Origin of the sequence: Streptomyces hirsutus, assembly GCF_001418415.1 — a bacterium.
In the GTDB taxonomy this organism is placed as follows: domain Bacteria; phylum Actinomycetota; class Actinomycetes; order Streptomycetales; family Streptomycetaceae; genus Streptomyces; species Streptomyces hirsutus.
In genome coordinates, this window is record NZ_LIQT01000386.1 from 1 (window position 1) to 10606 (window position 10606).

The window sequence follows — 10606 nt, forward strand, 5'->3', positions numbered from 1 at the left end:
GGGCCGCCGCGGACCGGGCCGACACGAACCGGTCCGCCGAAGCCGGCTGGGGCGAGCCCAAGCGGCGCAGGCCCCTGCGGGGCAAGTCCCCGGACGAGATCGGGTGGGTCAAGGCGCACGGCGGCGCCGGTGCGACCTCGCTGTGCGAGCTCCTCGGCGGCGTGGACGTGGGCGCCCGCTGGCCGGAGCCGGCGAAGGGCGAACCCCGCCGGATCGTGATCGTCGGCCGGACCAGCGCGCGGGGCATCAGAGCCGTCTCGCAGGCGCTGGGCGCACTGCACGAGGGCAAGGCCCCGCAGGGCCTCGACCTGGCGGCCGTGGTCCTCGTCGCCGACACCCCGAACCGGCTGCCGCTCAGCCTGCTGCGCCGCATCCGGGTCATCCGCTCCGTCGCCCACGTCCACCGGGTGCCGTGGATACCGGCCTGGCGGGTGGGCGGCCGGCCGCGCTCGCTGCCCCGGAAGATCAACAAACTCGCCCAGTTGGTGGGCGCCGAAGTCCGCCACGAGGGAACCGCCTCATGAACCACCTGCTGTTCCACAGCCACCTCGCGGCCGACGACTTCGACCCGACCGCCGGCGGCGGCGCGATGACGATCCTCCGTCTCCTTGCCTGGTGCGCCTCGGCCGCCGGAGTCGCCGGTCTGATCATCGTCGGCATCCAGATGTCCATCCAGCTGCGCCGCGGCGATCCGGGCGAGGGCGGCGAGCACTTCCGCGGTGTCTTCTTCGTCGTCATCGCCTCTCTGCTCGCCACCTGCGCCGGTCCGCTCGTCGCGTTCCTCGGCGACCTGTCGCTCCAGTGACCGGGGGACGGCACCACCACCCCCGGACCAGCACCACCTTTCCCACCGCTCACCACCTGCCCGCCCGCCACTGAGGCCGGGCACCGAATCTCCGGAGATCCCCATGTCCTCCTCACTCCTTCTCAAAGCATCGGTCTTCCTCGCCTCCGACGTGCCCGACCCCGGCCGGGAGGCTCCGGAGGAGCTGACGGAGAAGGTCAACACCGTGCTCGGCATAGCCGCCTGGGCCGGTACCGCCGCCGGTGTGGCCGGTGTGCTGGTCACCGGCGCGATGATGGCCATCTCCGTCAAGCGGGGCGAGAGCTCGGAGCACATGAGCCGTCTGGGCATGGTGCTCGGCGGCTGTGTCCTGGTGGCCACCGCGGGTCCGCTGATCTCGTTCGTCTTCAGCTGACCGGCGGTCGTCCGAGATGTTCACACGCAGACAGCGGCAACCCGAGGAGTCCGGCCCGTACTGGCGTCAGCGCGGCTGGCAGATGTCGGCCGGGTTCCTCGCCGCCGCAGTGATACTGGGCGGGGTCGTCGCGCTGACTTCCGGTGGTGACGACCCCGCCCGCGCCACGGCAGGCCGCGGGCCGGTCGCCGAGCACGGCCGGCCCGGTGACTGCCGCACGGACGACAGCGCCGGTGACGCACGTCCGAAGTCCGCGCCCGAGGACATCACCTGGCGCAGGCTCGGCGCCGTGCGTGTGCCCGTCTCCCCGACGGCCGGACCGGTGCGCACCGAGGGCACGCCCTGGTGGTGTTTCGCCCGCACCGCCACCGGTGCCGTGGTGGCCGCCCACGTCATCACCTCCCAGATGGGCATGTCCGACTGGGAGGCCGTGGCGGAACGGCAGGTGCTGCCGGGGAAGCCGCGCGAGATGTTCGTCTTCAAGCGCCGCACCATCGAGGGCGCACCGTCCGAGACCGCCGACCAGACGTCCGTCGCCTCCTACGTCGGCTTCTCGGTGAGCTCCTACTCGAAGAGCGCGGCGAGCGTGAACCTGCTCATGCGCGGCACGGACGGCTTCACCGGGGCCACCGTCAACCTGCGCTGGGACCGGGGGGACTGGAAGATCCTGCCCTTCGGCAACGGCCGCCTGTACTCCTCCGTGCGCACGGTGCAGAACACCAACGGTTACCTTCTGTGGGAGTCCTGACATGGCGTCGTGCAGCGATACAGGGGTTCCTGTCCTGGACGCCCTGGTGGGGTTCTTCAAGTTCCTGGGCGATCCCATCGGCACCATCATGCAGGCGGTCGCGGACTTCGTCCTGGGCGCCGCGATCGAGGTGTACGCGTCGCTGGTCACCTCCATCCCGACCATGTCGTGGAGAGACGGCGGTCCAGCAGACAAGATCAACGCCATCTCACAGTGGATCGTGGTCTATCTGGCGGTCGGCTCACTGCTCTTCGCCTCCGCCCGGATGGCGATCGAACGGCGTGGTGAGGCCGGCACGACCGCCCTCAAAGGCATCCTCCGGGTCATCCTCGTCGCGACAGCCGCCACCACCGTCCTGACCGCGGCAGCCGGAGTCTCGGACAGATACGCGCAACATCTGTTCGCTGCGGGGGCAGAGGAACACCTGAAGGGCATCGGCGAATGCACCGACGGGAGCACCCTCCAGGCCTTCCTGATGCTGATCCTCGCCTTCCTGCTGCTCATCGCCGGCATCATCCAGACGATCCTGCTCTACATCCGGCTCGGCGTCATGGTCCTGCTGCTGGGCACCCTCCCCATCGCCGCCGCCGCCTCCATGACGGACTGGGGCTCCGGCTGGTGGCGCAAGCACCTCGGCTGGCTGATCGCCTGGCTGTTGTACAAACCGGCCGCGGCCCTCGTGATGTACGCGGGCTCGGTGCTGATCACCTCGGACTCGGACGAGATCCACGAACGCATCGCGGGCATCGGCATCATGCTGCTCTCCGCGGTCTCGCTGCCCGCCCTGCTGCGGCTCGTCGTGCCCGCCACCGCCGCCCTCGGCGGAGCATCCGAGAGCAAGGCCATGTCGGCGGTGGGCGGCGGCCTGGCCACCGGTGCCCGCTCGATCGCGGGCGGCAGCGGCAGCAACGGACGGACCGGCCCGTCCGGTTCGTCCTCGTCCGCCGACGGCGGCGCCGCCGGCGCGTCCGGCAAGGGCGGTCCGAGCGGCTCCACGGGCGCGAAGGGCACGGGCGGCGGAGGTGCCGGCCAAAGCGGAGCCTCGGGTGCCGGCGCCGGTGCCGGTGCCGGTGGTGGCGGAGCGGCAGCCTCCGGTGCGGCGAGCAAGGCGGCCGCCGCGGCCGGGCCCGTCGGGGCGATCGCCGGCGCGGCGATCACCGTGGCCTCCGTCGTGGCCAGTACCGCCTCGGGCGCGGTGGACGACGCCGACGGCAGCAAGGGGAACAACCAATGACCGCCGGCCGGCGACGCCCGTACGTCCCCCCGTCGCCGGCCGTCCCCGGACGGCCGTCGGGCTCCCGATCCCCCGAGGGAGCCCGGCGGCCTCTTCCTCTTCCGCTTCCTCTTCCGCCGCCGTCCTCCGTCTCTCCCCGAAAGGAGTTCAGACCCTCATGAGCGCACAAGCCGCCTCCCACCCGACCTACGGGAACTGGCGCCGACCACGGCGACCGGGGCTCGGCCCCCTCGGGCTCGTCGGCACCTTCGGTGTCTTCGGCGGGCTCGTCATCACCCTCCTCGCCTCGCTGATCTCGCTGTACGCCGCGCTGGTCGTGCTCGTACCGGTCGTCGTGTTCCTGGTGCCGCTGGCCATCCGCACCCAGGACGGCCGCAACGTCTACCAGCTGATGACACTGCGGATCGGCTGGTGGCAGCGCAAGTCCAAGGGCGCGCACCTGTACGTCTCGGGGCCGCTGTCGCTCCGGCCGGGCGGCCGGTTCCGCCCGCCGGGCCTGCTGAACAAGGTCACCGCGACCGAAGGCCGCGACGCCTACGACCGGCCGTTCGGCGTGCTGCACCAACCGGCGCGCAACCTGTACACGATCGTCCTGGGCTGCGACCCCGACGGCGGTTCCCTCGTCGACCCGGACCAGGTCGACGTGTGGGTGGCGCTGTGGGGCGAGTGGCTGGCCCGGCTGGCCCACGAGCCCAGCCTGCGGGGCGCCTCCGTGATCGTGGAGACCGCCCCCGACCCGGGCACCCGGCTCGCCCACGAGGTGCTGCCCCGCATCCACGCCGACGCGCCGGAAGCCGCCCGCGCCGTGATGGAGGAGGTCGTCGAGCGCTACCCGACCGCCTCCTCCGAGATGCACACCTACATCACCCTGACCTACGGCGTCCCGCCCGGCCAGAAGCGCAAGAAGGAAGACGTCATCACCGACCTGGCCATCCGCGTCCCGGGCCTGCTCAGCGGGCTCGTCGCGGCCGGCGGCGGGGCCGCGTACCCGCTGTCGGCGGAGCGGATCGCCGAGGTGGTCCGGGTCGCCTACGACCCGGCCGTCGCCGCCGACGTCCTCGACGCCCGCGCCCAGCACGGTGGTACGGGCCTGGAGTGGGAGGACGCCGGCCCGGCCGCGACCGTCGAGACGGTGGGCAGCTACCAGCACGACTCGGGCGTGTCCCGCACCTGGCTGATGACGCTGGCCCCGCGCGGCACCGTCCGGTCCTCGGTGCTGCGCGGCATGCTGGAGGCGGCCCCCGGCACCCGCCGCAAGCGGGTGGCGCTGGTCTACCGGCCCATCGACCCGGCCACGTCGGCCCGCATCGTCGAGGCCGACCGGCGCAGCGCCCAGTTCATGGCCACGTCCGGCCGCGGCATGGTGCAGGCCCGCGCCGCCTCGGAGATGCGCGCGGCGGAACAGACCGCGGCCGAGGAGGCGTCGGGCGCCGGCCTCGTCGAGTTCTCCCTGATGCTGACCGTCACCGTCGACGACATGTCCGAACTGGCCGACGCGAACGTGTCGGTGCGCAACCTGACGGCGGCCTCCCGCGTGCTGATGCGGCCCGCGGACCGGATGCAGGCGGCCGCGTTCAGCTGCACCCTGCCCGCCGGGATCCTCCCCTGGGAGCAGACCCTCGTCCCGCACGAGATTCAGGAGGCGCTGTGAGCCGCCGGAGCGAGGAGCGCAAGGCAGAGCGCGCCGACCAGCTCGCCGAGGAGCGGGCCCGCGCCGCCCTGGCGGCCGGCCGGACCCCGTACGGCCCGTCCCTGGTGGAGGGACCGCTCCTCACGGAGCAGGCCGGCAAGAAGGCATCGGGGAAGTCCGGCAGGGCGGGCACGCAGAAGCCCTCACCCCGCCCCCGGCAGCCGTACATCCCGCCGCGCGGCTGGTACGGGGTCGGCGGCGGGCGCGTCGGCTATCTCGACCCGCCCACCATGTGGCGGGCGACCACCGTGCAGGCCTGCGGCATGTGGCCGTTCGCCGCCGGTTCCGGTTCGCCGATGACCGGGGTGCCGCTGGGCCAGCACCTGTACACCGGTGCCACGGTCTGCGGCGACCCGCTGAACTGGTTCACCCGCGCCCGCTACATCTCCAACCCGTCGCTGTTCATGCTGGGCATGCCCGGTCTGGGCAAGTCGACCCTGATCAACCGGATGCTGATCGGGCTGTCCGCGACCGGTGTCGTCCCGCTGGTCCTCGGCGACCTCAAGCCGGACTACGCCGACACCGTGCGGGCGCTCGGCGGCCAGGTGATCTCCATCGGCCGCGGCCGGGGCGGCATCAACGTCCTCGACCCGGGCGCCATGGGCGCGGCGGCGAGCAGGATCGGCGGCGAGTCCGGCGAGGTGCTGAAGGCCGAGACGCACGGCCGGGTGCTGAACATGGTGGCCGCCCTGATCACCATCGTGCGCGGACGCCCGATGGACGACCACGAGCAGTCCGTGCTGTCGGCGGTACTGCACCACCTGCGCGAGCGCACCCCGTCCGGGCGGGCTCCGCTCCTGCCCGACCTGCTGCGGGTCCTCGTCGAGGGCCCCGACCGGGTGCGTGCCGTCACCCTCGACCGCGGCTCCGACACCCGCTACCGGGACGCCGTCGACCCGCTGCACCGTTCCCTGCTCGGCATCCTCGACGGCCCCCTCGGCGACACCTTCGCCTCCCCGACCTCCACCCGGATCGACCCGAACGCGCCCGCCGTGTGCATCGACATCTCCGGCATCGGCGAGGCCGACACCCAGCTGACCGCAGCGGCGATGCTCGCCGCCTGGTCCGACGGGCTCGGCACGGTGGCCGCCTCGCACGCCCTCGCGGACGCGGGACTGGCGCCCCGACGCTGGTTCTTCACCATCCTCGACGAGCTGTGGCGTCCGCTGCGCGCCGCCTCCGGCATCGTCGACCGCATCGACGCGCTCACCCGCCTCAACCGGTCCCTCGGCCTCGGCGACGCCAAGATCACTCACACCCTGAAGGACGCCGAGGCCCTGGGCACCGACTCCGACCGGGCCAAGGCCCGCGGTTTCGTCGAGCGGGCCGGCATGGTGGTGTGCGCCGGGCTGCCGAAAACCGAGATGGAGGACCTGGGCAAGGTGGTGGGCCTGTCCCGGCGCGAGATCGACCTGGTCTCGTCGTGGTCGTCGCCGCCCGGCTGGGGCGTCTCCGGCGAGAACGAGGAGCCGCCCGGCCGTGGCCGCTTCCTCATCAAGGTCGGTGGCCGGCCCGGCATCCCCATCAAGGTCGCCATCACCGACGCGGAACGCCGCCTGCACAACACCAACACCCGCTGGACGCCGAACGAGGAGGTCGTCGAGCAGGCGGTGGCGCAGGTCACCGAACAGGTCCGGCAGGCCGCCGAGATGGGTGCGCTGCCGGTCCTCGGCGATGGACCGATGGACCCGTCGGGCCTCGGCGGGCCGGCCGGTCCCGGGGGGTGGACGGCATGAGCGGAGGCAGCCCCGGTGGCGGCGGCCACCAGGCGATGATGTCCTGGGCCATCGTGAGCATCGCCGGTTCGGTCCTGGCCCTGTTCACCTTCGTCTGGGCCGGCGGCACCCTCGGTGCCGGTGTCACCGGGCACGGCTGGGACGCCCCGCCGTTCGCCCTGTCCACGGTGGGCGAGCTGGTCTCCTCGGGGGCCGCGGGGCCATGGCCGGGCGCGCCGGCGGCCGCCGTGTACGGGGGAATGCTGGCGCTTCTCGTGCTGCTGCTGGTCCCCGTCGCGTTCGGGGTGCGGTATCTGCTGGGGCGGTCCGACCACCAGAAGGGCCTGGCCGGGCGGCGCGAGATGGCCGCGATGTGCCCGAAGGGCATCGAGGCCCGCGCCCGCGAGCTGCGTCCCACGCTGAAGGGCCGTGACCGGGTGCACCCCGACGAGACCGGCAACCTCCTCGGCGACCTGATGCCCAACGGTCCGGAGCTGCGCAGCAGTTACGAGGACGTGGAACTGGACCTGATGGCACCCCGGGCCGGCAAGTCCACCGGGATCGCCGTGCCCCGCGTGCTGCGCGCCCAGGGCGCGGTGCTCCTCACGTCGAACAAGTCCGACGTGTACGCGGTGACCCGCGCCGAGCGCGAGAAGGCGGGCACGGTCTGGACGTTCGACCCGCAGGGCATCGCCCACACCCCGCGCGGCATGTGGTGGAACCTGCTCGGCGAGTGCCACACCATCGAGGGCGCCCGGCGGCTCGCGGGCCACTTCGTGGCGTCCGTCAACGACGACACCACGAAGAAGGACTTCTGGATCTCCGCCGCCCAGAACACCCTCACCGCCCTGTTCCTGGCCGCCGCCCGCGGCCGTGCCTCGGTGCAGGACCTGCTGGGCTGGCTCGCCGACCCCGCCGACCGCACCCCGATCGACCTGCTCCGCGACGCCGGACTCGTGGCGATGGCCGAGCAGTTGCAGGGCACCATCCGCGGCGCGGTGGAGACCCGGGACGGCATCTACGAGACGGCCCGGCAGACCGTCTCCTGCCTCCTCGACCCGGAGATCCTCGCCTGGGTGACACCCGACCCGCACATGCCGGAATTCCGTCCGGACCAGCACGTGCTCGGCGCGGACACCCTGTACCTGCTGTCCAAGGACGGCGGCGGCTCCGCGGCGGGTGTCATCGCGGGACTCGCCGACACGACGCTGCGGGCGGGCGTGGTGGCCGCCGAGCGGATGGGCGGGCGGCTCGACCCGCCGCTGACCGCGGTCCTCGACGAGGCGGCCAACGTGTGCCGCATCTCCGACCTGCCCGACCTGTACTCGCACTTCGGTTCCCGCGGCATCAACGTCGTGACACTGCTCCAGAGTTACCGGCAGGGCGCGCGGGTGTGGGGCGAGATCGGGATGGACGCGCTGTGGAGCGCGGCCACCGTCAAACTCCTCGGCGCGGGCCTGGACGACGCGGACTTCGTGCAGAAGATCTCCACCCTGGTCGGCCAGCACGACGTGCGGACGCCGACCATCTCCCGCAGCAAGGAGGGCACGTCCCGTTCGTACTCCTACCGGCAGGAGTCCGTGCTGCCGCCCGACCGCATCCGCGCCCTGCCCAAGGGCACCGCGCTCCTGCTGGCCACGGGTGTCAAGCCGGCCCTGATCCGGCTGCGCCCCTGGTACAAGGAGCCGGGCGCGGGCGCCATCTCGGCGGCGGCGAAGGCGGAGGCGGCGGCGATCACGGAACGGGCCGCGGCTCGTCTTGTGGGCGGCGTGAGCTTCGACAAGCCGGCTCCGGCCGGCCGGGACGCCGCGCCGGCGTGATGCCGCTCGGCCGGACCGCCGGGACCGCCGGGACCGCCGGGACCGCCGGGACCGCCGGGACCGCCGCCCGGAACGAACCGGGCCTGGGCACGATCCCGGCGAAGGCGCGGGAGGGGCCATCACGCAACGGACTTCGGCTCGTCCGCCGGATGGCTCACACTCCGACCAGCCGGCTCCGGCCGGCCGGGACGCCGTGCCAGCGTGATGGTGCGCAGCAGCCACTCGGCCGGCCCGTACCGCGTGCGCGCCGCCAGGCGGGCGCCCAGCGCGAGCTGGACGGCGTACAGGACGAGGCAGCCGAGCAGGACGGCGGCGCTGCCGACCCGGTCGTACAGGCCGAGTCCGTAGCCCGTGAAGACCCAGGCGAGGACCAGCGACTGGGTGAGGTAGTGGGTGAGCGCCATGCGCCCGGCGGCGGCCAGGAATCCGGTTGCCGCCGGGCGCATGACATCCAGCAGCAGGAGCAGCCCGCACGCGTACGCGGCGGCGAGGGCCGGCCCGGTCAGCACCGCCACCGCCTTCCCGACCATGAACCAGCGGTCGTCCAGCGGGCCGTCGGTGCAGCAGGCGGACAGCACCCCGCCGGCCAGACCGACCGGCAGCCACCGCACGACGACCCGCCGCAGCCAGGCCCGGTCCCGGCCGTGCCGCCGGGCCAGTGACGTCTTCGCGGCGGCCAGCCCCACCAGGAACGCGGCCAGCTTGTTCGGGGCGTACAGCAGGGCCGTGGCGAACGCCGACGGCAGCTCCCGCAGGTGCTCGGCCGGCACCTGGGCGGGACCGCCGCGATGGGCGGCGACGGCGTCGGCGGCCCGGGGGGCGTGCTCGCCCACGGCGGCCGGGTCGGTGAGGGCGACGATCAGCAGTCCGTACCCGAGCAGCAGCGCCCCGAGACCGGCGACCAGACCGGCCGCCAGGCGCAGAGCGGTCCGCGGGGCGAGCCCGCGCAGCCCGTACAGCACCAGCGCCAGCACCGCGTACGTGGTCAGGATGTCACCGGGGTACAGCAGCACCGCGTGGGCGATTCCGATGCCGAACAGGCCGAGGACACGCCGCAGATGCCGGGAGGCGAAGTCGGCGCCCGCGTGCCGGGCGGAACGCATCTGGAGGGCGAAGCCGTAGCCGAACAGGAACGAGAACAGCAGGTAGAACTTGGTGGCGACCAGGGCGGACACCAGCCAGGCCGCGATCCGGTCCGGGGCCGGCGCCCCGGGGCCGCCACCGGACACCGTGTCCGGGCCGGCCATCAGTTCCGCGTTGACCAGCAGGATGCCGAGGAGGGCGAAGCCGCGCAGGACGTCGAGTTCCCAAAGGCGCCGGCCGTCACCGGTCGGGGGCCCGCCCGCGCTCACCGCGCCACCACGACCCCGGTGCCGAACGCCAGCGTCGCGGTGAGGAACCAGCCGAACGACGGCGCCAGCAGGTGGCACATGTGCCACAGCCGGGCCACGGTGGGCCGCTCCCGCCGGAACACCACCGGCACGTCCCCGCCGACCGGGGGCAGCCCGCACAGCGGCCCGTACCGGCCGGGGTCGAGGACGAGTTCACGGCCGAGGTGGTCGGAGAAGCGGACCAGGCCGCCGGGGCGCGGATCGGCCGCCGGGCGGTGGGTGACGACGCCCATGACGCGCAGTCCGCGCGCCCACAGACCCAGGGCGACCAGAACCGTCTTGAGCGCGGCCAGCAGAGAGCCGACGCCGAGACCGAGACACAGCGCGAGCAGCAACAACTGACTGAACATACCGCTCCTTGGCCGGCCGACGCCCTCGGCAGCACAACGGGAGGTGCACCGCGCCCGGTTCACCCGCCGCTTGAACCGGGTGCGGTGCGCCTCCCGTTGTGAGGATGCCCCGCCCTCGCATCGCATCGCATACGAAGCACACGAGAGGAGCCCCGGCCCCGATGATCCGGACCCCACGCGCACCCGGCAGGCGGACGGCCGCGGCCGTCGCCCTGGCCTGCGCCCTGACGGCGACGGCCCAGACGCCCGTACGGGCCGAACCCGAGCCCACCACCCTCACCGAGGTGAGGGACCGTATCGAGCGTCTCTACCACCACGCCGAGGCCGCCACGGACAAGTACAACGCCGCCGGCGAGAAGGTCACCGCCAAGAAGAAGCGTCTCCGTGGGCTGGACGCCCAGGTGACCGCCACCGAGACCCGGCTGACCCGCCTCACCTCGCTGGCCGGGGCGACGGCCC

General features: G+C 73.3%; 10 protein-coding genes and 1 pseudogene. 9 read left to right on the forward strand and 2 right to left on the reverse strand.

What is annotated here, in order from left to right:
• From AOK11_RS26990 to AOK11_RS27025, 8 genes are all read left to right on the forward strand, one after another.
• A partial coding sequence (locus AOK11_RS26990) for a DUF6668 family protein (RefSeq protein WP_055596325.1) occupies positions 1–524 on the forward strand: 524 nt, incomplete at its 5' end.
• Complete coding sequence (locus AOK11_RS26995; protein ID WP_055596326.1) at positions 521–805, forward strand: hypothetical protein; 285 nt, start codon at positions 521–523, stop codon at positions 803–805. The genes AOK11_RS26990 and AOK11_RS26995, both read left to right, overlap by 4 nt.
• A gap of 103 nt (positions 806–908) precedes the next feature.
• The gene (locus tag AOK11_RS27000) at positions 909–1199 is read left to right on the forward strand and encodes a hypothetical protein (protein WP_055596327.1); all 291 of its coding nucleotides are present in this window, start codon (positions 909–911) and stop codon (positions 1197–1199) included.
• Positions 1200–1215: 16 nt separating this feature from the next.
• Positions 1216–1947, forward strand: a complete 732-nt coding sequence (locus AOK11_RS27005) for a DUF8175 domain-containg protein (RefSeq protein ID WP_055596328.1) — start codon at positions 1216–1218, stop codon at positions 1945–1947.
• A gap of 1 nt (position 1948) precedes the next feature.
• Positions 1949–3181, forward strand: a complete 1233-nt coding sequence (locus AOK11_RS27010) for a hypothetical protein (protein WP_055596329.1) — start codon at positions 1949–1951, stop codon at positions 3179–3181.
• A 157-nt stretch (positions 3182–3338) separates the two neighbouring features.
• Positions 3339–4832, forward strand: a complete 1494-nt coding sequence (locus AOK11_RS27015) for an SCO6880 family protein (protein WP_055596330.1) — start codon at positions 3339–3341, stop codon at positions 4830–4832.
• Between the two features lie 206 nt (positions 4833–5038).
• Complete coding sequence (locus AOK11_RS27020; protein WP_388188422.1) at positions 5039–6607, forward strand: ATP/GTP-binding protein; 1569 nt, start codon at positions 5039–5041, stop codon at positions 6605–6607.
• Positions 6604–8406 (forward strand): type IV secretory system conjugative DNA transfer family protein, encoded by a 1803-nt coding sequence (locus AOK11_RS27025; protein WP_055596334.1) that lies wholly within the window; start codon positions 6604–6606, stop codon positions 8404–8406. The genes AOK11_RS27020 and AOK11_RS27025 overlap by 4 nt, the downstream gene beginning before the upstream one ends.
• Positions 8407–8525: 119 nt before the next feature.
• Here AOK11_RS27025 and AOK11_RS27030 read toward each other — a convergent pair whose 3' ends face one another.
• Together AOK11_RS27030 and AOK11_RS27035 are read right to left on the reverse strand one after the other, a co-directional pair.
• The gene (locus AOK11_RS27030; protein WP_055596332.1) at positions 8526–9758 is read right to left on the reverse strand and encodes a DUF418 domain-containing protein; all 1233 of its coding nucleotides are present in this window, start codon (positions 9756–9758) and stop codon (positions 8526–8528) included.
• Positions 9755–10147: a hypothetical protein gene (locus AOK11_RS27035; protein ID WP_055596333.1), complete on the reverse strand. Its 393-nt coding sequence runs from the start codon at positions 10145–10147 to the stop codon at positions 9755–9757. Before AOK11_RS27035 ends, AOK11_RS27030 begins: the two co-directional genes overlap by 4 nt.
• Positions 10148–10308: 161 nt before the next feature.
• Here AOK11_RS27035 and AOK11_RS27040 point away from each other — a divergent pair.
• A pseudogene (locus AOK11_RS27040) lies at positions 10309–10606 on the forward strand (glycoside hydrolase); the annotation flags it as partial.